This is a genomic window from Mycobacterium sp. IS-3022, assembly GCF_001500065.1.
In the GTDB taxonomy this organism is placed as follows: domain Bacteria; phylum Actinomycetota; class Actinomycetes; order Mycobacteriales; family Mycobacteriaceae; genus Mycobacterium.
Genome location: NZ_LQIN01000023.1, coordinates 251,699 through 272,217 on the forward strand (window position 1 = coordinate 251,699; position 20,519 = coordinate 272,217).

Sequence of the window (20,519 nt, forward strand, 5' to 3'; positions counted from 1 at the left end):
ACACGTGAAGTTCGCCAAGGGACACGGCACGCAGAACGACTTCGTGCTGCTTCCCGACATCGGCTTCGATCTGGAGCTGTCTGCGGAAGTGGTGGCCGCGCTGTGCGACCGGCGCCGCGGGCTGGGCGCCGACGGTGTGCTGCGGGTGACCACTGCCGAAGCGGCCCGCCGAGCCGGGTTGTTCGAACAGCTGCCCGAGGGCGTCGAGGGCGAGCACTGGTACATGGACTACCGCAACGCCGACGGGTCGATCGCGCAGATGTGCGGCAACGGCGTGCGGGTGTTCGCCCATTACCTGCGTGCCAGCGGCCTGGAGCCCGGCGATGAGTTCGTGGTCGGCTCGCTGGCCGGCCCACGGCCGGTGGTGCTGCACGACTGGGATGCGACGACCGCCGACGTCACTGTCGAGATGGGCAAGGTGAACCAGCTGGGTGGCGGCGAGGCGATCGTCGGCGGACGGCCGTTCGCCGGCCTGGCGGTGGACGTCGGCAACCCGCACCTGGCCTGCGTGGACCCGGACATGACGCTCGAAGAGCTGCTCGCGCTCGATGTCGCAGCGCCGGTGTCGTTCGACGCGGAGCAATTCCCCGAGGGCGTGAACATCGAGGTCCTGACGGCGCCCCACGACGGCGCGGTGTCGATGCGGGTGCACGAGCGGGGCGTCGGGGAGACCCGATCATGCGGGACCGGCACCGTCGCGGCCGCGGTCGCGGCGTTGGCGTTCTCCGGTGCCACCACCGGCACCCTCGACGTGCGGATTCCGGGCGGCGAGGTCTGCGTCACCATCACCGAGGCCAGCAGTTACCTGCGTGGCCCGTCGATTCTGGTGGCGCACGGCGAACTGTCCGAGGAATGGTGGAGCGTTGCGCAACGTTAATTGGGGTGCATGAAAAGTGATCTCCGTGCGAATCTCTATTCGCCCATGACGTATCCCCATTTCCCGATCCGCGACACCCCGAGCGCGGGCGAGCTGGCCCTCGAAGACCGCACGGCGCTGCGCCGCGTGGCCGGTCTGTCGACCGAACTCGCCGATGTCTCCGAGGTCGAGTATCGCCAACTGCGCTTGGAACGCGTTGTGCTGGTAGGGGTTTGGACCGAAGGCAGTTCGGCCGACGCCGAGGCCAGCCTGGCCGAGCTGGCCGCGCTCGCCGAGACCGCCGGCTCGGAGGTGCTCGAAGGACTGATTCAGCGACGGGACAAGCCGGACGCCTCGACCTACATCGGCTCAGGGAAGGCCGCCGAACTGCGCGAGATCGTCCTTGCGACCGGCGCCGACACGGTCATTTGTGACGGTGAGCTCAGCCCGGCCCAGCTGACGGCGTTGGAAAAGGCGGTCAAGGTCAAGGTCATCGACCGCACGGCGCTCATCCTCGACATCTTCGCCCAGCACGCGACCAGCCGGGAAGGCAAAGCGCAGGTCACGCTGGCGCAGATGGAGTACATGCTGCCCAGGCTGCGCGGCTGGGGCGAGTCGATGTCCCGGCAGGCCGGCGGTCGCGCCGGCGGAGCCGGCGGTGGTGTGGGCACGCGCGGTCCCGGTGAGACCAAGATCGAGACCGACCGTCGCCGCATCCGGGAGCGGATGGCCAAACTGCGCCGAGACATCAAGGACATGAAGAAGATCCGCGATACGCAGCGCAGTGGCAGGCGCCGCAGCGAGGTCCCGGCGATCGCCATCGTCGGATACACCAACGCGGGCAAGTCGAGTCTGCTCAACGCGCTGACCGGCGCGGGGGTCCTGGTCGAGAACGCGTTGTTCGCCACCCTCGAACCGACAACGCGCCGAGGCGAATTCGCCGATGGTCGGCCGTTCGTACTGACCGACACGGTCGGGTTCGTGCGCCACCTGCCGACCCAGCTGGTGGAGGCGTTCCGCTCCACGTTGGAAGAGGTCGTCGACGCCGATCTGCTGGTGCACGTCGTCGACGGGTCCGACGCCAACCCGCTGGCCCAGATCAACGCCGTGCGCGAAGTGGTCAACGACGTCATGGGAGCCGCTCCGGCGGCGACATCGAGCGAGGCCGACCACGACGGCGCCCCGGCACCGGAACTGTTGGTGGTCAACAAGATCGACGCCGCCGACGATCTCACTCTGGCGCAGTTGCGCCGCGCGCTTCCCGATGCCGTGTTCGTTTCTGCCCGCACCGGTGACGGGCTGGATCGACTGCAGCTGCGGATGGCGGAGTTGATCACGCCGACGGACGCGATGGTCGACGTGACGATCCCGTACGACCGCGGCGATCTGGTGAACCGGGTGCACGCCGACGGGCGGGTCGACGCCACCGAGCACACCGCCGAGGGCACGCGGATCAAGGCCCGGGTGCCGGTCCCGCTGGCCGCCGCCCTGCGCGACTACGCGACGTTCTAAACCGTCCTTACAAGCGAAGAGGCGCAGAGGGATTGCCCTCTGCGCCTTTCGTGTGGTCCGAACTAGTCCCGTTCGCCCGCCGGCCGCTGCTCGGCCTCTTGTCGCTTCTCGGCGGTCTTGGCGGCCGCGCGGGCGCTTTCGGCTTCGGCTTCCTTCTGAGCGGCGTTGCGCTGCGCGTCTGCCTTGTCCTGCTGCGCCTGACCCTCGCGGTACAGGTCGTCGCGGCCCGCGACGGCACCGAGGACCTCTTTGGCCTTGCCTTTCACGCCTTCGACGACACCCTTGACGGCTTCTTCTGGCCCACTGTTGTTCTTGTCGGACACTGCGTTCCTCCCGTTCGGTTCGGTAGTGGCCCAGGGGTTCCCTGAGCGCGTTGGCCGGCAAACGAAGAGTGGGCTAGCTCACAGCCTCCGGTCGCAGGATGTCGAACCGCGCGTGCCGAGCGATATGCGATTGAGCGGATCAAGGCTGCCGTTGATGCTCACGCCGGGTGAAATCGTATTCGTCAGAAATGCACACGGAAATGATCACCGGTGGCCCGCAATTGCGGGCTGGCTACGGGTATATGCGCGATATCGCGTGGCAAGCGCCTCCAACGGCGCATACGCGCAAACTGTTTGAGGTTCTCACAACGTGACGCAGGAGCAAAGTCATCGGCCTCGGACGTGGGTTGTTCACACAGAAATCCGCGCGGCACGGCGGGGTTATCCACAGCGAACGGGGGATTGGCGGGTATTTTCTTCCCAAGATCGGCGTGTTCGTTGGTTATTGACGTCTGCTGACAACACAGTTGACGGGCGCGAAATCTTCGAGCGAAATTTCGTGCCGACCAGGGAGGACGAATGATCGGGCAGAACAGCCGAGGCACGACGGTGTGGGGCCGGATGGCGATAGGTCTGCTCGCAGCCGTAGCCCTGCTCTTGGCGCCGGTGGCCGGCGCGACGCCGGAATCCGATGCCGCCAATGCGGCCATCACGGCCGCCTGGGAAGCCAGCGGCGGCGACGGCGGCCCGCTGGGACCCAAACAGGGTGAGGTGTATCCGGCGGGTGAGGGCTTCGCACAGAACTTCACCGGCGGCAAGATGTTCTTCACGCCCGAGACCGGCGCTCACTACATGCGCGGCGCCATCCTGGAGAAGTACGAATCGCTCGGAGGGCCCGCGGACAGCGACTTGGGTTTCCCGACCATCGACGACGGGCCCGGACGGGCTCCGGGCAGCTTCAACACCACATTCAGCGCCAGCGACAAGCCGGTGATCTTCTGGACGCAGGAGACCGGCGCGCGGGTGGTGCGTGGCCCGATCAACGCCGCGTGGGACAAGTTGGGCGGCTCGACGGGAGCGCTCGGAGTGCCCGCCGGCGATGAGACCTACCGCGGTGATCTCATCTCCCAGAAGTTCACCGGCGGCGAGCTGACGTACAACACCCGCGACAAGACGTTCACGACCGTACCGCCCGAACTCGCCGAGCAGTTGACTGATCTGCAGGTGCCGGGAGATCCGACCTCGCAGATCAATGCGGCCCGCCGCGCGGCCGGAGGACCGCTGGGACCGCTCGGCGCCGCCGAAGGACCGCCCTATCAGATCGGCGAGGACGGCCTCGGGCAGAACTTCGCCGGCGGCAAGATCTTCTACAGTCCGGCCACCGGCGCGCGGGTGGTCACGGGCCAGGTTCTCGCCAAATACGAAAGCCTGGGCGGCCCCGAAGGGGAGCTCGGATTCCCGGTGTCCAGCGAGGCCGACGGAGGACTGCCCACCGCAAGTCGTGTGGCGAGGTTCGCCGCCGAAGACAACCCGGTGATCTTCTGGACGCCGGACCACGGCGCCGTCCTGGTGCGCGGCGCGATGAGCGCGGCCTGGGACAAGCTCGACGGCGCCGAGGGCAAGCTCGGCGCACCGGTGGCCGACCAAACCGAGAAGGGCGACGTCGTCACGCAGCGGTTCAGCGGCGGGGCGATCTCCTGGGACCGGTCGACCGGCGAGTTCAGCACCGAGCCGGCCAATCTGGCGGCCGAGTTGGCCGGCCTCGAGGTGCCCGCCCAGCAGACACCCGAAACACCCGGTGCGCCGCAGGCCTCGGACTCCGCCGGCGACAACGGCTGGTTCCAGTGGAGCTGGTGGTGGCTGCTGGCGATCGTGCCGGTCCTCGTGCTCCTGGCCCTGGTGGCGTTCGCGGCCGTGCGTAACCGCCGCCATGGCGCCGACGATCATCCCGGCTTTGACGACGATTACGGCCGGTACGGCGCCGACGGTGAGCCGGTCTACAGCACGGCGGGCGCCGGGGAGCAGGCATCCAGCGGTGGCGACTACTCGGCGGCGATGTTCGGCGACCGCTATGCCAGCGAGGGGCTTGGGGCGCTCGCACCGCCGGGGGAGTCTGCCAGCTCGGCCTTCGACCCCTGGGGGACGCCGCAACGCGGAGACGAGGCCGCAGCGCCGGGCCACGTCGACGAGGGCATCGACGAGAGCCTTGGCGAGGGCGTCGACGAGGGCACAGGCGAGCCGGAGGAGAATCCCGACAACGTCGATACAGCACCGACGCTGATACCGACCACGGTCGCCGAGCAGGATATGCCGGGCGAACCGATCGAGGACGAGCCTTCCGCCGTGGGCGATACGTCCCTCGAACCAGTCGAACCCGAACCTGAGCCCGAACGCTTCCAACGCGATCCACTGACCGACACCGGCCGTCACGCCAAGATCATCGTCGACGAACCGGAAGTGCCGAGCCCCGCATTCCGCCTACCGCTCGGCGGTTCCGATGAGGCGCCGCAGGGATACCCGATCAAGGCCGATACTCAGTCCGGCCGGTACTGGCTGCCGGGCACCGCCGACTATGACGAGGTGCGCGCCGAGATCTGGTTCTCCAGCGAGGAATTCGCGCGCACGAACGGTTTCGTCAAAGCCGACTAGATCTTCCGGATGACGGTGACGACCTTGCCGAGCACCGCCGCGTCGTTACCCGGGATCGGATCGAAGGCTGGGTTGTGCGGCATCAGCCACACCTGACCACGGGTGCGCTTGAACGTCTTCACGGTGGCCTCGCCGTCGATCATCGCGGCCACGATGTCGCCGTTGTCTGCGACGTTCTGCTGGCGCACGACCACCCAATCGCCGTCGCAAATCGCCGCGTCGACCATCGAGTCGCCGACGACTTTGAGCAGGAAGAGCGAGCCCTCACCCACCAGCTCGCGCGGCAGCGGAAAGACGTCCTCGACAGCCTCTTCGGCGAGGATCGGCCCGCCGGCGGCAATCCGTCCGAGCACGGGCACGAACGTCGGCTCCGGTAGCGCGTCGGAGCCCGCGACCTCGGTGGCGACGATGGCGGTCACTGCCTCGTCGGCAGCACGCACGTCGACGGCGCGCGGCCGGTTGGGGTCACGCCGCAGGTAACCCTTCCGTTCCAGGGTGCGCAGTTGGTGCGCCACAGACGACGTAGAAGTCAGCCCGACCGCGTTGCCGATCTCCCTGATGCTCGGGGGATAGCCGCGGGTGGTGACCGATGTCCGGATCACATCGAGAATGGTGCGCTGGCGTTCGGTGAGCCCATCGAGCGCCCGCCTCCCGCCGGCGCCGTCCGGAGTACCGCTGCTGGATTCCATGTCGCCGAATGTAACCCGCGGCACGCAATTAATCAAACATGTGTTCGAGGTGTGTCGGGCTGTACGAGCCTGCGGAAGCGCGCCCAAATTTTCTGTCGGTGGCCTGTTTTATCGTTGGCAACAGTTCGATCACATGTTCTACCACTCGAACGCATGAGCGAGTATGTTCGAACACAGGAGCGAAAGTAGCGGACCGGAAGGCATCACAATGACGACTCTCGACACCAGGGAAATTCAGGGCCCGCCGGTGGTCAGGCCCCATTTCAGGCCCACCCATGGCCGTCGGGGCCCTCGGCCCGGCAGCCCCCGCCGAGCATCGGTCCGGTACCGCGGTACCGGCGTGCTGATGTCGCGCGCCTCGCACCGCCGGCGGCCGATCACCCCGGGCACCACGGTGCTCCTGGCGCTGGTGGCCGCGGGGATCACGGTTTGGCTCGGCCTGGTGGCGCAGTTCGGCGGCGTGGTCGGCGCCAGCCCGGCCGCCGTTCCGGATCGGCTCGCAGTGGTCCAGGTGCAGAGCGGTGAGAGCCTGCACCAGGTGGCGAAGCGGGTGGCGCCCGACGCCCCGGTAAGTCAGGTGGCGGACCGGATTCGCGAGCTCAACCAGCTCGACTCGGCTGCGCTGGATGCCGGGCAGACGCTCATCGCCCCGGTCGGCTGATCGTCGGCCGGCTCGCGGAACACCCGCCGCGCAATCGTGTTCACCGACATATCGGCGGCCTACGTGCCGATCACTCCGGTCACCGGCTTGCGGAGCGTGCCGCAGGTACGCTCAGAGAGGTTCGAGTTGGTCGTTTGTTGGCGCGGCGAAGGAGGGGTGATGCATTGTCCGTTCTGCCGTCACCCCGATTCACGAGTGGTCGACTCGCGTGAAACCGACGAAGGTCAGGCGATCCGACGGCGCCGCTCCTGCCCCGAATGCGGAAGACGGTTCACCACAGTGGAGACCGCGGTGTTGGCGGTCGTCAAACGCAGCGGTGTCACCGAGCCGTTCAGTCGCGAGAAGGTGATCAAGGGCGTACGTCGAGCGTGCCAGGGCCGCCAGGTCGACGACGATGCGCTGAACCTACTGGCGCAGCAGGTCGAGGACACTGTGCGCGCCGCCGGTTCGCCCGAGGTGCCCAGCCACGAGGTGGGCCTGGCCATCCTGGGGCCACTGCGTGACCTCGACGAGGTGGCGTACCTACGCTTTGCCTCGGTATACCGCGGGTTCACCTCGGCAGAGGACTTCGAGCGTGAGATCGAGGCGCTGCGCGCACATCGCGATTCACCACAGCCGACCGCCAGCTGAGCGGCCGTAGAGGCGGGACTCAATCGAGCTGCTTGATGCCGTCGCTGACGACGCGCCCGGCGATGCGCACCCAGCCGTCGGGGCTCCACTCGGTGTGGATGTGCGAACCCTTGCCTTGCACGATCGTCAGGTCGCGGCTCAGATAGTCGGTGATCCGGACGGCGGCGGCGCCGGTGGCCTCGTCCTCGGGCACGCCGAGGTCGGTCGCGAACATCCGCGCCCGCACCATCCCTTGTTCCCGGTCGACCCACGTCCACAGGTAGTGGTTGACGTCGTCCGGGTAATCGGCCGGGTCCGCAGCGAGGAGGTCGTCGACGGAGGCGACGTCGTGGACCGCGAATTCCGGCGCCCACTCCGCTCGCGCCCTGACCGAGGTGAGGTCGTCGGTGTAGGACACCTGCACGACGCCGGCGTGAACCCTCAGCGTGTGAATTGGAGTGCCTCGTTCACGAAGCCACCAGGCCGCGCCGACCGTGGGATGTCCCGCGAACGGCAGTTCGACGGCCGGCGTGTGGATGTGAGCGTGCGCCGTGTTGGTGCCGGGTGTCGGCAAATCGATGAATATGGTTTCGCTGTAACCCAATTGGGTGGCTATCTGCTGGCGGGCGTCCGGGTCGACGACGCTGGCGTCGATGACGCCGAGCGGGTTTCCGTGGTTGCCGTCAGGATCGGTGAAGACCCGCAGCACGGTCACGTCGATAGCCATGGGGCCGATGCTACTTCTTAGCGGCGTCGCAGCGGCGAGGCCGCCGTCGGTCCGGCGGTCAGGTGGCGCTGCGCTCGTCGGCGCCGATCGCGTCCAGCACCGCGACCCGGGTGTCGACCGAACCGGAGATCGTGCCCTGGTCGACGCCCGCCCGTAACAGCCCGCGCAGGTACTCCTGGTCGTAGACCGCCGGTTCGGTGCCGTCGATGAACTTCTCCACCACCTCGACAAAGCGGTCGGGGTCGTCGTGGAACGGGAAATGACCGGAGCCCTCGAAGATCTCCAACCGCGAACCAGGCATCGCGGCGTGTGCCATCCGGGCGTGACTTACCGGGATCACGGCGTCACCGCTGCCCCAAATCAATTGCACCGGAACCGATTGCGTCAGGTAACAGCGGTCCAGCATGGTCACGACCTGCCCGCGCCAGTCCACGACGGCGCGCAATGTGCGGGCGAACGCCGAGGATGCGGTCGGTTCGGGCAGGTCATTGAGAATGCGCAACACCTGGGGCAGGTCGCGGCCCAGACCGGTGGATCCGAACACCCCCCCGGCGACGCGGCCCACCACCTGCAGTGTCGGCAGCACCAGCGGCAGGCGTAGCAGCGCCAGCGCCTCACTGCCCATCGGCAACGAAGCGAAGCGCAGCGCGATGTTGACGTCCCTGGTGACCCCGCCCGCTCCGACCAGGATGAGCCGGTCGACCAGTTGCGGAAACTGGTAGGCGAACTGCATGGCCACCCCGCCGCCGAGGGAATGACCGATTACCGTGACCCGGTCGATGTCCAGGACGCTCAGCAGGTCGCGCATCCCGTTGGCGTAGGCGGCCACCGAGTAATCCGCGCGCGGTTTGTCGGATTTCCCGTGGCCCAGAAGGTCGGGCGCGATGACCGTGAACCGCTGGGCGAGCTTCGCCTGCACTGCATTCCAGGTGGTGGAGTTGTCGCCGATGCCGTGGATCAGCAAGATCGCGGGGCCGGAACCCGCCACCCGGTACGCCCGGCGATAGCCGTGGATGGTGCGGTACTGCAGGATGGGCGTAAGTTCCCGTACCGGACGCAGATTCGGCTTTCGCGCGGCCATTGCGCCAACTTAGCTGGCGTTCGCGAGACGCGCTAATTATTGACGCTGATTGTCGAGCGACCTGGGTCAACCGGCGTCGTCGCCGTCCTTGAACCGATCCCTGGACTTCTTATCGGCCTGCTGGGCGAGGAACCGTTCGAACTCCGCGCCGAGTTCTTCGCCGCTGGGCAGGTCCTCGTCGCTGGCCAGCAGCGACCGGTTCTCCTGCGCGGCGATGAAGGCGTCGTACTGGCGCTCGAGAGCGGTCACCACCTGCGCGACCTCGGGGCTCTGCTCGACCTGCTCATTGATCTTGGCAAGCACTTCAGCACCCGCCGCCACCAGCGCCTCCAGCGGGATCTTCAGCGACGCGTTCCTGGCCACCTCGGCCAGCAGCGCCTCTGCCGCGGCGGGGTAGTCGGTTTGCGCAAGGTAGTGCGGTACGTGCACGGTGAACCCGACGGCTTCGTGTCCGTGCTGTGACATCCGGAACTCGAGCAGGTTCGACACGCTGGCGGGGACCTGAACTTCTCCGATCCACGGCTGGTGGTCGGCGATGAGCTCCTTGTCGCTGGAGTGCGCGGTCATGGTGATGGGGCGGGTGTGTGGGACCGCCATCGGGATGGTGCCCAATCCGACGACCCTGCGGACGTCGAGCCGTTCGGCCAGTAGCCGCACGGCGTTGATGAACCGTTCCCAGCGCAGGTCGGGTTCCAGCCCGGCGAGCAGCAGGAAGGGGGTGCCGACGCTGTCGCGCATCGCGTACAGGTTGAGTTCGGGGTCGTCGTAGTGGGTGAAGTGGTCGGTCTTGAAGGTCATCAACGGACGCCGGGATCGGTAATCCAACAGCTCGTCGATTGCGAATGACGCCACCAGCTCGGTGTCGAGCGTGTCTTTGAGGTGCTGGGCGGCCAACCGGATCGCGTGTCCGGCGTCGGAGAACCCTTCGAGGGCATGGATGAGCACCGGGCCTCGGCCATCCGTCGAGGACAGTTGGGGTGCGGGGAACTCCAGCTCATACATGCCGGATTGTTCCGGCTGGTAGTGCTGGTCGGGGTTACCAGGGTGTTCTGGGCGGTCAGCCATCGAACCTCGCCTCCTCGCGGTGGTGCCAAGACAGTGATGCCTTCGTACCTGTGACAACTAGTCTCGCGCACATTGCGTTCCCGTTGCCGGTCATCCCATGCTCGATCCAGGCAATTTGTTTGCCGGTGCCATCCGATGGCTGCGCTCGTCAACGCGGCTCGTCCCTCGCCGCTTGATCGTCGCGCGGCTAGGTGCGGAACTGGTTGAGCGCCCGCAACTTGTTCATCACGTCCAGCGCGGCGACTTTGTAAGCCTCGGAGAAGGTGGGGTAGTTGAACACGGCGTCGACGAGGTACTCGACGGTGCCGCCGCAGCCCATGACGGCCTGACCGATGTGCACCATCTCGGTGGCGCTGGTACCGAAGATGTGCACCCCGAGCAACTTCAGGTCGTCGGTCGAGACCAGCAGCTTGAGCATGCCGTAGGAGTCACCGGCGATCTGGCCCCTGGCCAACTCCCGGTAGCGCGACACCCCGACTTCGTACGGGATCGCGTTGCGGGTCAACTCGACCTCGGTGGCGCCGACGTAGGACACCTCCGGGATCGAATAGATGCCGATCGGCTGCAGATCGGTCATGCCCTTTGCGGGCTCGCCGAACGCGTGGTACGCCGCCAGCCTGCCCTGGTCCATCGAGGTGGCGGCCAACGCCGGAAACCCGATCACGTCGCCGACGGCATAGACGTGGTCGACCTTGGTCTGGTAGTTGCTGTCGACGTCGATGCGGCCGCGCGGGTCGGTTTCCAGGCCCGCGTTGGCCAGGTCGAGGTGTTCGGTCTGCCCCTGCCTGCCTGCGGAGTACATCACGGTCTCGGCGGGGATCTGCTTGCCGCTGGCCAGCGTGGTGACGGTGCCCGCCGCGCCGACGTCCACGGCCGTCACCTCCTCGCCGAACCGGAACGTCACCGCCAGGTCGCGCAGGTGGAACTTGAGCGCTTCCACGATTTCCGGGTCGCAGAAATCCAGCATGGTGTCGCGCTTTTCCACCACGGTGACCTTGGTGCCGAGCGCGGCGAACATCGACGCGTACTCGATCCCGATCACCCCGGCGCCGACCACGACCATCGTCGCGGGCAGCGACTTGAGGTCGAGGATTCCGTCGGAGTCGAGCACGCGGTCCTCGTCGAACTCGACGCCGGCCGGCCGGGCCGGTTTGGTGCCGGTGGCGATCACGACGTATTCGCCGCTGACCGTGGTGCGCTCACCGCGGGTGGGCTCCTCGACCAGCACGGTGTGCGGGTCGATGAACCGGCCGTGGCCCTGGAAGAGGTCGATGCGGTTGCGTATCAACTGCGAGCGGACGACGTCCTGCTCCTTGCCGATCACGTGGGCCGTGCGCGCGAGTAGATCGGAGGGCGTGATCTTCTCCTTGACGCGGTAGCTGGCGCCGTACAACTCGCGCTGGCTCATGCCGGTGAGGTAGACGACCGCCTCCCGAAGCGTCTTGGAGGGGATGGTTCCGGTGTTCACGCACACACCGCCCAGCATCCGGCCGCGCTCGACGACGGCGACCGTCTTGCCGAGCTTCGCCGCGGCGATCGCGGCTTTCTGCCCGCCGGGACCGGAACCGAGGACAACGAGGTCGTACTCCAGCATGGAACCCACGGCACCCATAGCAACAAGGTGTACGCCGGTTGGGCGGATTCCGCAGGCCGACAGGCGGCACCGGAGACGAATTTCATCCCCAACCTCGAATTGATCCACAGCTTTGCCGGCTGCGAGCCGCGACGGGCGCCAGCCGTCCGAGCTGCCGGGGAAGGTCGGCCCATGACGACCTCACAAACACCCGATTTCCAGTTGAACCGCCCCGCCGTCCTCATCGCGGCCCTGCCCGCCGTCCTGGGTTTCGTCCCGGAGAAGTCCCTCGTGCTCGTGACCGTGGAGCGTGGCGCGCTGGGATGCGTCATGCGTGTGGACCTCTCCGATGAGTTGCCCGAATCCGTCGACCACATCGCCGAGGTGGCCGCAGCGGCCAGACCGGACTCGGCTATCGCCGTCATCGTCGATGAGGACGGCGCCGGCTGCCGCCTGTGTAACGACGAGTACGGCGACCTCGCCGCGATGTTGGCGGCCGCCCTGGCCGAACACGGCATCGAACTGCTCGCGGCGCACGTCGTAGACCGAGTCGCGGCGGGAGGGCGGTGGCACTGCGCCGACGGTTGCGGCGAGGCGGGCACCGTGGAGGACCCGTCGGCGTCGCCGCTCGCGATGGCCGCCGTGCTCGACGGGCGCAGGCTCTACGCCCGGCGCGCCGAGCTTCAGGACGTCATCGCGGTCACCGATTCCGCCCGCGCCGCAGCGTTGGCCGGACCCATCGCAGACGCGCAGTCCAGTCGCTCGCACGCCGACGCGCGCCGCGATATCGAGTCCGTCATCGCGACGGCCGCCCGGGTCGCAGACGGTGAAGAGTTGCCGGATCCAGTTGTGGCCCGAATCGCAGCCGCGCTGACCGATCTGCAGGTGCGCGACACGCTTTACGCGCTGGCAGTCGGGGAGAGCGCGACAGCGGCGGAGTCGTTGTGGGCCGAGCTGTCACGGCGGCTACCCGAACCGTGGCGGGTGGAAGCGCTTGTGTTGCTGGCTTTTTCGGCTTATACGCGGGGTGACGGTCCGCTGGCGGGGGTGACGCTGGAGGCGGCGCTTCGGTGCGACGGTACGCATCGGATGGCGGGCATGCTCGACACCGCGCTGCAATCGGGGTTGCGGCCCGAACGAATTCGTGAGCTGGCCACCACGGGCTACCGGTTGGCCGACCAACTGGGAGTGCGGTTACCGGCGCGACGGGTGTTCGGTCGACGGGCCGGTTGACCCCGCCCCGCTGACCCGGGCCGTCGGCCGCTCGCTCCGGCGAATCAGATGGCGGGTCAGACCTTCTCGACCTTGACGGCGTGCGCCATGTGGTGGGGCAACTCGACCTGCTCGTGGCCGGGGATCACGATCATCACCCCGCCGTGCTCGTTGGTCTGCACGGTCACGCGGGCATTGGGCACCACGCCCGCATCCTTGAGCCTGGTGATCAAATCGACGTCGCCCTGGACGTGCTCGGTCAGCTGCCGCACCACGACCGCGACGGGCATACCGGCGGGCAGCTCGGTCAGCCGGACCAGGTTCAATCCGTCGCCCGGCGACGAGTTGATCAGGCCCAACTCCGAGAGCCCGGGAATCGGATTACCGAAGGGGGAGGTGGTGGGGTTGTTGAGGACCTGGACGAGTCGGCGTTCGACGTCTTCGCTCATCACGTGTTCCCACCGGCAGGCCTCGGCGTGGACCTCCTCCCACGGCAGCCCGATCACGTCGACAAGCAGTCGCTCGGCGAGGCGGTGCTTGCGCATGACGGCGACGGCCAGGGCGCGACCCTTGTCGGTGAGCTCGAGGTGGCGATCGCCGGCGACGTGCAGTAGGCCGTCGCGCTCCATGCGGGACACGGTCTGGCTGACGGTGGGGCCGCTCTGATCCAGACGCTCCGCGATGCGTGCACGCAAAGGCACCACGCCCTCTTCTTCGAGGTCGTAGATCGTCCGCAGGTACATCTCTGTGGTGTCGACTAGATCATTCATGCGCTAACCCTCCGTCAGCGATGAGTCTACCGGCCTGAGGGCCTGAACTGCGTTGTTACGTCCGCGACACCGGCCCCGGGCGCACGTCGAGACGCGTCCCCGCCGGTCGTCCCGGCGGGGAGCTGTCGTCGCTGGACTAGCTGGCGTATGACCGCAAACGGTCGGCGCGGTCGCCGTTGCGCAGCTTGGCCATGACCTCGCGCTCGATCTGTCGTACCCGCTCACGCGAGAGCCCGAAAAGCTTGCCGATCTGGTCGAGGGTGCGCGGCTGACCGTCGTCGAGACCGAAGCGCAGCCGGATCACCTGTTGCTCGCGCTCGTCGAGGGTGGCGAGCACGTGCCGGATGTCGGTGTGCAGCAGTTCGGAGATCACGGCGTTCTCGGCAGACATCGCCTCGGCATCCTCGATGAAGTCTCCCAGCGGCGCTTCCTCGTCGCTGCCGACCGGCATGTCGAGGCTCACCGGGTCGCGGCTGTGTTCCAGAAGATCGTTGATCTTCTCCACGGGGATGCCGGACTCGGCCGCCAGTTCCTCATCGGTCGCTTCGCGGCCGAGGTTCTGGTGCATCTCACGCTTGATCCGGGCGAGCTTGTTCACCTGCTCGACGAGATGCACCGGCAGCCGGATCGTGCGACTCTGATCCGCCATCCCACGCGTGATCGCCTGTCGGATCCACCACGTGGCGTACGTCGAGAACTTGAATCCCTTGCTGTAGTCGAACTTTTCCATCGCGCGGATCAGGCCCAGATTGCCTTCCTGAATCAAATCCAGCAGCGGCATGCCCCGGCCGGTGTAACGCTTCGCCAGCGACACCACAAGACGGAGGTTGGCTTCCAGCAGATGGCGTCGCGCAGCCTCACCGTCACGGACCACCGCAGCAAGATCACGTTTGCGGTTCTCGCCCAAGCGCTTCCGTGTTTCGAGCAGATGCTTTGCGTAAAGCCCTGCCTCGATGCGTTTTGCGAGCTCGACCTCGTCGGCGGCATTGAGCAAGGCCGTTTTGCCGATGCCATTGAGATACACGCGTACGAGGTCAGCCGCTGGACTCTGCGCGTCCAGGTCGTGGTCGACGCGGATGGTGCTGGCATTTGCCATGACGGCCTCCTGATCAAGTCGCACTGTCATGAGCTACAACGCCCACGAGGACCTAAGAGTTCCCGGCCGTCGACCGGTTCACACCTTCTGATCAGCGGTTTCTCGCCGCCGACCTGAGAATGTCCTTAGAAAAGGAACAGAAGCAGCTCAGCTGGGAACATCGCCGTTGCGGGCGTGTCCATCGGGTTGCGGCGGGGAGACGGTGCCATGTTCCAAGGCCGGCCGTTCGGCGGTCGGGACCTGCGCGGCTCGGCGCTGCGCGTCGTAGCGCCGGGGTTCCTCGGGGCGCCGCGGCGGACGGTCGTTCGCGATGAGCACGGCGATCCACGGCAGCGGAATCGAGGCCACCAAAATTCCCAACGAGATCAAGCCGTTGTGCCAGATGCCGTACGCGATCGCAGCCAGCACCAGAGCTGGAATGCGAAACGACATGATGGTCAGGTACTTGCGTACCCGTTGACGGTGTTGTTCTTCGTAGGCGGGGGCGGCGCGAGTGATCAGGACGGGCCGGCCGTCGTCGTCGAAACTCAGCTCGGGGCCGTGTTTCATACCTCCACTGTCGCACATTGTCGCTCCGCTGTACGGGTCGGTTTCCTTACGGGCAAAATGGTTGTCATGCAAACCCAGACGATCGAGCGCACCGACACCGACGAACGCGTCGACGACGGGACCGACAGCGACACCCCGAAGTACTTCCATTACGTCAAGAAGGACAAGATCGCCGAGAGCGCAGTGATGGGAACCCACGTCGTCGCACTGTGCGGCGAGGTCTTTCCGGTGACGAAGTCGGCCAAACCGGGCTCGCCGGTGTGCCCGGAGTGCAAGCGCATCTACGAGAAGCTCAAGAAGTAATCCCGTCCGCTGCCGTCTCGGGCGAGACCCCGTCGGTCGTCCGCGCCCCATTACGTGACTCGGCCTTCTCTTCGAGCCACCAGCGGAACCGCTTGGCATGCGTCTCGGCGGCCGGCCACTCTTCCTGCACGGCGGCGTTGAGTTCGGCGCCGATCATGATTGCGAACCCGAGGAAGAACGCGAACAACAGGAAGGCGATCGGCGTCGCCAGGGCGCCGTAGGTGTAGCCGGTCGCGGTGATCCACGTCAGGTAGAAGCGCAGCCCGAACGTCGCCGCCAGGAACACCGCGGTGGCCAGCACGGAGCCCAGCAGAAGCCGGTGCGACGGCAACGGTTTCGGCAGCGACACCCGATAGAGGATGTTGACCGCCACGACCAGTCCGAAGATCAGCACCGGGTAGTAGCCGAACTGCAGGATGTGGTCCCAGCTGTCGGGTAGGTACTCGGCGATCTTGCGCGGACCCAATGCGATGAACGGCGCGGTCAGGATCGCGACGACCAACATCACCACATAGAGGCCGAGCGCGTAGAACCGCTGGCGGACCGGATGGCGCAGCGGAGTCTGGTCGTGAGCCTCGGTGATGGAGTCGACGAACGCCGAGATCGCCGACGAGCCCGCCCACAGCGAGATCACGAAGCCGACCGAGACCACTTCACCGCGGGCACCCTTGACGATGTCGCGGATCGTCGGCTCGATGATCTCGGCGACGACGTTGGTCGAGAAGAACCGCCCAGCCGTGTCGATGATCTGGTTCTCGATGGTCGGGAGAGTCTCCGGACCGAACAGCGGAGCGATGTACGCCAAGCTGCCGAGCATGCCCAGCAGCAGCGGCGGCAGCGACAACGCTGACCAGAACGCGGCCTGTGCGGACTCCGAGAAGATCGAGTCGTCCCAGCTCTTCGACAAGGTGCGCCGCAGAATGTGTCGAATATGGTGGCGCGACGGCTTGCGCGGCAACGGCTGGGGCTGGTCGGTCATGACCAGTCCAGCATTCCTGACGAAGTGTGCTCCTGCCCAGTGCGGCTCTGCGCCGTGTCGGGGGTTATGCCTCCACCGGGCTGACTTCGAGAACGGCGGCCAATTCGATCAGCTTGGTCTCGTGCTCATTGGCGTGGTGCTGGCAGAAGAGCAACTCCGCTCCCGACGGAAGCGTCGCGCGAACCCGGGCCGCGGCACCGCAACGATCGCAGCGGTCAGCCCGGCTCAGCGGGGGACTAGTGAGCGTTGCGCTCGTCATTGCGGACCTCCGTACTGTTCGCGTGCATCTACTCTCTCAGACGTATTGGCTTCCGGCCTTGTTCCCAAGGGGTTTACCGGTGTGTCGTGTCTCACCGTTACCTCGAGTTGCCGACACGGCAGGCTGGCGATATGAACCACTCGCCGCCAGTGCTGGTCCACCTGTGTAGCACGGATGAGTGGCGATCGGCACAAGCGCTCGGCGAGTATCGGCCCGATTCGCTCGGCGCGAACGGGTTCGTCCACCTCTCGACGCCCGAGCAGGTGCATCTGCCGGCCAACCGGCTGTACACCGGTCGCACCGACCTTGTGCTGCTGCACATCGACGCCGCGCAACTGTCCTCTCCCGTTCGCTGGGAACCCGGTGTGCCCGCTGATCCAGTGGGAATGGTGTTCCCACATCTGTACGGGCCTTTGCCAACGGACGCTGTGATGCGCGTCACGCCGTACCCGCCCGGTGCCGACGGCCGGTTCGCTCCGCTCACACATTAGGCGGCGTCGCCGGCACCGTGGTGTTCACGGTCCGCGGGCCGAAGGCTTCTACGTACACTTACAAATCGTGGGCATTCTGTTAGGTCTCGCACCCTGGATCGTGTACTGGGTCCTCATCGGCAACGTTCCGTTCACCGTCGCGGTGCTGACCGCTCTGGCGGTCGCGGTCGCGGCATTCGTGCTGGGGCAGGTGCGCGGCGGGCCGGGTCGGCTACTCGAAATAGGCGCGCTGGCAACGTTTTTGGTGCTGACCGTGTTGACCTTCACGCTCGACCAGTCGTTCATGGAACAGTGGATGCAGCCACTGAGCAACGCCGGCATCTTCCTGGTGGCACTCATCGGCATGCTGATCGGCAAGCCGTTCGTGCGTGAGTTCGCCGAGGTCGGCCAGCCGCCCCACGTCGTCAAGAGTGACCTCTTCGCGAAGATCACCTCGTTGTTGACCTGGATCTGGGTGGCGGCGTTCGGCGGCATGACGCTGTCGTCGGCGATCCCGCCGATCGTGTACGGCGACGCGACCATCCTGGACTCCAAGACCCCGCTGTCGTTCATCTGCTACTGGGTGATCCCGTTCGCGTTGTTGGCCGCCGCGGCGTTTGCGACGAGGGTGCTGCCGGACCGGATCGCGGCCGGTGCGGACGACATCGTCCGCAAGACGTCGTTCGTCGCGTTCGCGGAGGCGGAGATCGATCAGTTGATGTACCTGGCCACCGAACACGCCAATCGCGAGGTCGGCCCGGGCAAGGAGGCTTACGACATCAAGATCGGCAGCAAGGGAATTCCGTTGACCGGCGACGAGACCCGCGAGTCCTGGCCGTCGACGTACAAGGTGCGTGACAAGAAGCGCTAGACCGGATCCGGCATCCAGTACACCTCGAGTGTCTGGTTGACGCACGCCTGACGCGAGATTGCGTACAACAACCCGACACTCGCGAGTTCGGTCCGGGCTCGATTGCCCCTGATGCATACTTTCCTCTACGCGGCGGCAGATAGCGAGGAGCGCAATGGGGTTCAGGGGAGCAACTTCGGCGTCGGTTCTCGCGGCGGGCGTAGTCGCGATTGCGTTCGCTGCCCCGGCATACGGCACGGACCAGATCACGGCGAATGCGGTCGGTACGTACGAAGCCGAATACGAGTGGGGTACGAAGACGTGGGTGGTCACACCGTGTGAGGGCGACGCCTTTCAGTGCGTGCATGTCAGCGAATACGATTCGGCCGACACCGAGCGGAAGTCTCCGGAATGGAGTGCGAACGCCTACTGGCAGGTCGGCTGGTGGATCGCCCGCGAAGCCCTGACCCGTGATGGGATCATGTGCGAGGACGGTTCGAAGCACGATCTGCCGATGAACTACGCATGGGACGCCGCGACGGGTGAGGCCGTGCAGTCCTTCTACGAACCCGGGATATGTGGCGACGCGTACAACGGCTACAACGAAATGATGCTGAGAAAGACCGGACCCGCGCCGACGCCGGCGTAGGCGCTCAGTCCAGGTAGTCGCGCAGCACCTGAGAACGGCTGGGGTGGCGCAACTTCGACATCGTCTTCGATTCGATCTGGCGGATGCGCTCGCGCGTCACCCCGTACACCTGACCGATCTCGTCGAGCGTGCGGGGCTGCCCGTCGGTGAGCCCGAACCGCAGCCGCACGACGCCGGCTTCACGCTCGGACAGCGTCTCGAGCACCGACTGCAACTGATCCTGCAGCAGCGTGAACGACACCGCGTCGACGGCCACCACGGCCTCGGAGTCCTCGATGAAATCACCGAGCTGGGAATCACCTTCGTCACCGATGGTCTGATCCAGCGAGATCGGCTCACGCGCGTACTGCTGGATCTCCAGCACCTTCTCCGGCGTGATGTCCATCTCTTTGGCCAGCTCTTCGGGTGTCGGCTCGCGGCCCAAATCCTGCAGCAGCTCACGCTGAATGCGGCCGAGCTTGTTGATCACCTCGACCATGTGCACCGGGATACGGATGGTGCGCGCCTGGTCGGCCATCGCGCGGGTGATCGCCTGGCGGATCCACCAGGTGGCGTAGGTGGAAAACTTGTAACCCTTGGTGTAGTCGAACTTCTCGACGGCGCGGATCAGGCCCAGGTTTCCTTCCTGGATGAGGTCGAGGAACGCCATGCCTCGGCCCGTGTAGCGCTTGGCCAGCGACACCACCAGACGCAAGTTCGCTTCCAGCAGATGATTTTTCGCGCGGTCACCGTCGCGACAGATCCACATCATGTCGCGGCGCTGCGCGGCAGGCAGCTTATCGCCGCGCTCGGCCATCTCGGCCATCAGCTGGGTGGCGTAGAGACCGGCCTCGATGCGCTTGGCCAGCTCGACCTCTTCTTCGGCGTTGAGCAGCGCGACCTTGCCGATCTGCTTGAGGTAGGCCCGGACCGAGTCGGCCGACGCGGTGAGCTCGGCGTCCTTGCGAGCCTGCCGCAGCGCCTCGGACTCCTCCTCGTCCCAGACGAAGTCGCCGGAGGCCTTGTCTTTCTCCGACGGCTCGGCGATCTCGTCGTCCTCGGCAGCGGCGGCCTCATCGGCGGACTCCGCGACGGGGGCGTCGCCCTCGGCGGCCTCGGCAACGTCCTCGGCAGGCTCGTCGACGGCGTCCTCGAGATCCTCGAGGTCGATGTCGGCATCCTCGACCGCGAGGTCGTCGCCGGGCTCGGCTTCCAGCTCGTCGGTCTCGAGTTCGTCGGTGTCGACGTCGGTCTTGGTGGCTTCCGGACCGGCGGCGGTGGCCTTCTTGGCGCGACCGCGGGGCGCGGCTGACTTCGCGGCCTTCGTCGCTCGCTTGGCCGGCGCCTTGGTCGCGGTGGTAGCCGCTTCGCGGCTCGCCGCGGTCTTGGCGGCCTTCTTCGCCGGCGCCTTGGTAGCGGTGCGCGCCTTGGCGGCCTTCTTGGCCGGCGCCGTCGCGTTGGCGGACTTCGCCGCTGACTTCCTGGCGGGGGCGGCCTTGGTAGCGGTGCGCTTCACCGGCTCATCGGTTGCCGGGCTTGCCTTTGTCGCTGCCACGTACACCCTTTCCTTGTGCTACTCGTCGGTGGGCATGGGTGTCCCCATCGAGGAGCGTCGGCTGTCGAATATTGGCGGTTGATAATCGCCGCTATCCGGGCTGCGGCCGCCGTCGACCATTGTAACGACAGTGTGGGAGAACGCCGCCTCGAGCGGCAAATTC

The 20,519-nt window shown here is 66.5% G+C and carries 22 protein-coding genes; 10 read left to right on the forward strand and 12 right to left on the reverse strand.

Annotation, left to right across the window (positions count from 1 at the left end; translation table 11 throughout):
• The first annotated feature begins 4 nt into the window (after positions 1 to 4).
• Together dapF and hflX are read left to right on the forward strand one after the other, a co-directional pair.
• On the forward strand, positions 5 to 877 hold the full coding sequence (gene dapF / locus AU188_RS15560; RefSeq protein ID WP_059164580.1) for a diaminopimelate epimerase: 873 nt from the start codon (positions 5 to 7) through the stop codon (positions 875 to 877).
• 45 nt (positions 878 to 922) lie between these two features.
• Positions 923 to 2,368 carry a GTPase HflX gene (gene hflX / locus AU188_RS15565; protein ID WP_059164581.1) on the forward strand — a complete coding sequence of 482 codons (1,446 nt, stop codon included), beginning with the start codon at positions 923 to 925 and terminating at the stop codon, positions 2,366 to 2,368.
• 62 nt (positions 2,369 to 2,430) lie between these two features.
• Here hflX and mbp1 read toward each other — a convergent pair whose 3' ends face one another.
• A complete protein-coding gene (mbp1, locus tag AU188_RS15570) occupies positions 2,431 to 2,691 on the reverse strand; it encodes a microaggregate-binding protein 1 (protein WP_059164582.1) in 261 nt (86 codons plus the stop codon).
• Between the two features lie 519 nt (positions 2,692 to 3,210).
• Here mbp1 and AU188_RS15575 point away from each other — a divergent pair.
• Positions 3,211 to 5,280, forward strand: a complete 2,070-nt coding sequence (locus tag AU188_RS15575) for an LGFP repeat-containing protein (protein ID WP_172799510.1) — start codon at positions 3,211 to 3,213, stop codon at positions 5,278 to 5,280.
• Here the strand turns inward: AU188_RS15575 and lexA are convergent.
• Positions 5,277 to 5,969, reverse strand: a complete 693-nt coding sequence (gene lexA / locus AU188_RS15580) for a transcriptional repressor LexA (protein ID WP_059164583.1) — start codon at positions 5,967 to 5,969, stop codon at positions 5,277 to 5,279. The two genes, AU188_RS15575 and lexA, sit on opposite strands and share 4 nt — an antisense overlap.
• Before the next feature lie 208 nt (positions 5,970 to 6,177).
• Between lexA and AU188_RS15585 the strand changes: the two genes are divergently transcribed.
• Both AU188_RS15585 and nrdR read left to right on the forward strand, forming a co-directional pair.
• Entirely contained in the window at positions 6,178 to 6,630 is a 453-nt protein-coding gene (locus AU188_RS15585; RefSeq protein WP_059164767.1) for a LysM peptidoglycan-binding domain-containing protein, read from the forward strand.
• A 159-nt stretch (positions 6,631 to 6,789) separates the two neighbouring features.
• Complete coding sequence (nrdR, locus tag AU188_RS15590) at positions 6,790 to 7,260, forward strand: transcriptional regulator NrdR (RefSeq protein ID WP_059164768.1); 471 nt, start codon at positions 6,790 to 6,792, stop codon at positions 7,258 to 7,260.
• Between the two features lie 19 nt (positions 7,261 to 7,279).
• Here the strand turns inward: nrdR and AU188_RS15595 are convergent, their stop codons facing one another.
• The 4 genes from AU188_RS15595 to sthA all read right to left on the reverse strand — a co-directional run bounded on the left by AU188_RS15595 (position 7,280) and on the right by sthA (position 11,706).
• Positions 7,280 to 7,966: a PhzF family phenazine biosynthesis protein gene (locus AU188_RS15595; RefSeq protein WP_059164584.1), complete on the reverse strand. Its 687-nt coding sequence runs from the start codon at positions 7,964 to 7,966 to the stop codon at positions 7,280 to 7,282.
• Positions 7,967 to 8,024: 58 nt separating this feature from the next.
• Complete coding sequence (locus tag AU188_RS15600; RefSeq protein ID WP_059164585.1) at positions 8,025 to 9,047, reverse strand: alpha/beta fold hydrolase; 1,023 nt, start codon at positions 9,045 to 9,047, stop codon at positions 8,025 to 8,027.
• Positions 9,048 to 9,113: 66 nt separating this feature from the next.
• A complete protein-coding gene (locus tag AU188_RS15605; protein ID WP_059164586.1) occupies positions 9,114 to 10,112 on the reverse strand; it encodes a proteasome assembly chaperone family protein in 999 nt (332 codons plus the stop codon).
• A gap of 187 nt (positions 10,113 to 10,299) precedes the next feature.
• The gene (gene sthA / locus AU188_RS15610) at positions 10,300 to 11,706 is read right to left on the reverse strand and encodes a Si-specific NAD(P)(+) transhydrogenase (protein WP_172799523.1); all 1,407 of its coding nucleotides are present in this window, start codon (positions 11,704 to 11,706) and stop codon (positions 10,300 to 10,302) included.
• A gap of 171 nt (positions 11,707 to 11,877) precedes the next feature.
• Between sthA and AU188_RS15615 the strand changes: the two genes are divergently transcribed.
• Positions 11,878 to 12,918, forward strand: coding sequence for a DUF4192 domain-containing protein (locus AU188_RS15615; protein ID WP_059164587.1), 1,041 nt, complete (start codon positions 11,878 to 11,880; stop codon positions 12,916 to 12,918).
• A gap of 56 nt (positions 12,919 to 12,974) precedes the next feature.
• Here AU188_RS15615 and AU188_RS15620 read toward each other — a convergent pair whose 3' ends face one another.
• The 3 genes from AU188_RS15620 to AU188_RS15630 form a co-directional block, all read right to left on the reverse strand.
• Complete coding sequence (locus AU188_RS15620; RefSeq protein ID WP_059164588.1) at positions 12,975 to 13,667, reverse strand: iron-dependent transcriptional repressor DtxR; 693 nt, start codon at positions 13,665 to 13,667, stop codon at positions 12,975 to 12,977.
• 136 nt (positions 13,668 to 13,803) lie between these two features.
• Positions 13,804 to 14,763 carry a sigma-70 family RNA polymerase sigma factor SigB gene (sigB, locus tag AU188_RS15625; protein WP_059164770.1) on the reverse strand — a complete coding sequence of 320 codons (960 nt, stop codon included), beginning with the start codon at positions 14,761 to 14,763 and terminating at the stop codon, positions 13,804 to 13,806.
• A gap of 147 nt (positions 14,764 to 14,910) precedes the next feature.
• On the reverse strand, positions 14,911 to 15,312 hold the full coding sequence (locus AU188_RS15630; protein ID WP_172799511.1) for a DUF3099 domain-containing protein: 402 nt from the start codon (positions 15,310 to 15,312) through the stop codon (positions 14,911 to 14,913).
• A 66-nt stretch (positions 15,313 to 15,378) separates the two neighbouring features.
• Here AU188_RS15630 and AU188_RS15635 point away from each other — a divergent pair, with 66 nt between their 5' ends.
• Positions 15,379 to 15,615 (forward strand): DUF3039 domain-containing protein, encoded by a 237-nt coding sequence (locus AU188_RS15635; protein ID WP_059164590.1) that lies wholly within the window; start codon positions 15,379 to 15,381, stop codon positions 15,613 to 15,615.
• On the opposite strand, the gene AU188_RS15640 is transcribed toward AU188_RS15635, so the two are convergent.
• Both AU188_RS15640 and AU188_RS15645 read right to left on the reverse strand, forming a co-directional pair.
• Positions 15,605 to 16,594, reverse strand: a complete 990-nt coding sequence (locus AU188_RS15640) for a YihY/virulence factor BrkB family protein (RefSeq protein WP_059164591.1) — start codon at positions 16,592 to 16,594, stop codon at positions 15,605 to 15,607. The two genes, AU188_RS15635 and AU188_RS15640, sit on opposite strands and share 11 nt — an antisense overlap.
• A 64-nt stretch (positions 16,595 to 16,658) precedes the next feature.
• Positions 16,659 to 16,853: a DUF7455 domain-containing protein gene (locus AU188_RS15645; protein WP_059164592.1), complete on the reverse strand. Its 195-nt coding sequence runs from the start codon at positions 16,851 to 16,853 to the stop codon at positions 16,659 to 16,661.
• Between the two features lie 131 nt (positions 16,854 to 16,984).
• Between AU188_RS15645 and AU188_RS15650 the strand changes: the two genes are divergently transcribed.
• The 3 genes from AU188_RS15650 to AU188_RS15660 all read left to right on the forward strand — a co-directional run bounded on the left by AU188_RS15650 (position 16,985) and on the right by AU188_RS15660 (position 18,822).
• Positions 16,985 to 17,344 (forward strand): DUF952 domain-containing protein, encoded by a 360-nt coding sequence (locus AU188_RS15650; protein WP_059164593.1) that lies wholly within the window; start codon positions 16,985 to 16,987, stop codon positions 17,342 to 17,344.
• A gap of 67 nt (positions 17,345 to 17,411) precedes the next feature.
• The gene (locus tag AU188_RS15655) at positions 17,412 to 18,194 is read left to right on the forward strand and encodes a hypothetical protein (RefSeq protein WP_059164594.1); all 783 of its coding nucleotides are present in this window, start codon (positions 17,412 to 17,414) and stop codon (positions 18,192 to 18,194) included.
• Between the two features lie 154 nt (positions 18,195 to 18,348).
• The gene (locus tag AU188_RS15660) at positions 18,349 to 18,822 is read left to right on the forward strand and encodes a hypothetical protein (RefSeq protein WP_059164595.1); all 474 of its coding nucleotides are present in this window, start codon (positions 18,349 to 18,351) and stop codon (positions 18,820 to 18,822) included.
• Positions 18,823 to 18,826: 4 nt separating this feature from the next.
• Here the strand turns inward: AU188_RS15660 and AU188_RS15665 are convergent, their stop codons facing one another.
• Positions 18,827 to 20,356, reverse strand: a complete 1,530-nt coding sequence (locus AU188_RS15665) for an RNA polymerase sigma factor (RefSeq protein WP_082686664.1) — start codon at positions 20,354 to 20,356, stop codon at positions 18,827 to 18,829.
• Between the last annotated feature and the right edge of the window lie 163 nt (positions 20,357 to 20,519).

Coding starts and splice junctions, on each gene's coding strand:
- AU188_RS15615 (WP_059164587.1), top strand. CDS start 11,878: ATGACGACCTCACAAACACCCGATTTCCAGTTGAACCGCCCCGCCGTC.
- AU188_RS15575 (WP_172799510.1), top strand. CDS start 3,211: ATGATCGGGCAGAACAGCCGAGGCACGACGGTGTGGGGCCGGATGGCG.
- lexA (WP_059164583.1), bottom strand. CDS start 5,969: ATGGAATCCAGCAGCGGTACTCCGGACGGCGCCGGCGGGAGGCGGGCG.
- AU188_RS15645 (WP_059164592.1), bottom strand. CDS start 16,853: ATGACGAGCGCAACGCTCACTAGTCCCCCGCTGAGCCGGGCTGACCGC.
- AU188_RS15620 (WP_059164588.1), bottom strand. CDS start 13,667: ATGAATGATCTAGTCGACACCACAGAGATGTACCTGCGGACGATCTAC.
- AU188_RS15595 (WP_059164584.1), bottom strand. CDS start 7,966: ATGGCTATCGACGTGACCGTGCTGCGGGTCTTCACCGATCCTGACGGC.
- AU188_RS15630 (WP_172799511.1), bottom strand. CDS start 15,312: ATGAAACACGGCCCCGAGCTGAGTTTCGACGACGACGGCCGGCCCGTC.
- nrdR (WP_059164768.1), top strand. CDS start 6,790: ATGCATTGTCCGTTCTGCCGTCACCCCGATTCACGAGTGGTCGACTCG.
- AU188_RS15640 (WP_059164591.1), bottom strand. CDS start 16,594: ATGACCGACCAGCCCCAGCCGTTGCCGCGCAAGCCGTCGCGCCACCAT.
- sigB (WP_059164770.1), bottom strand. CDS start 14,763: ATGGCAAATGCCAGCACCATCCGCGTCGACCACGACCTGGACGCGCAG.
- hflX (WP_059164581.1), top strand. CDS start 923: ATGACGTATCCCCATTTCCCGATCCGCGACACCCCGAGCGCGGGCGAG.
- AU188_RS15600 (WP_059164585.1), bottom strand. CDS start 9,047: ATGGCCGCGCGAAAGCCGAATCTGCGTCCGGTACGGGAACTTACGCCC.
- AU188_RS15635 (WP_059164590.1), top strand. CDS start 15,379: ATGCAAACCCAGACGATCGAGCGCACCGACACCGACGAACGCGTCGAC.
- AU188_RS15650 (WP_059164593.1), top strand. CDS start 16,985: ATGAACCACTCGCCGCCAGTGCTGGTCCACCTGTGTAGCACGGATGAG.
- AU188_RS15605 (WP_059164586.1), bottom strand. CDS start 10,112: ATGGCTGACCGCCCAGAACACCCTGGTAACCCCGACCAGCACTACCAG.
- sthA (WP_172799523.1), bottom strand. CDS start 11,706: ATGCTGGAGTACGACCTCGTTGTCCTCGGTTCCGGTCCCGGCGGGCAG.
- AU188_RS15585 (WP_059164767.1), top strand. CDS start 6,178: ATGACGACTCTCGACACCAGGGAAATTCAGGGCCCGCCGGTGGTCAGG.
- AU188_RS15660 (WP_059164595.1), top strand. CDS start 18,349: ATGGGGTTCAGGGGAGCAACTTCGGCGTCGGTTCTCGCGGCGGGCGTA.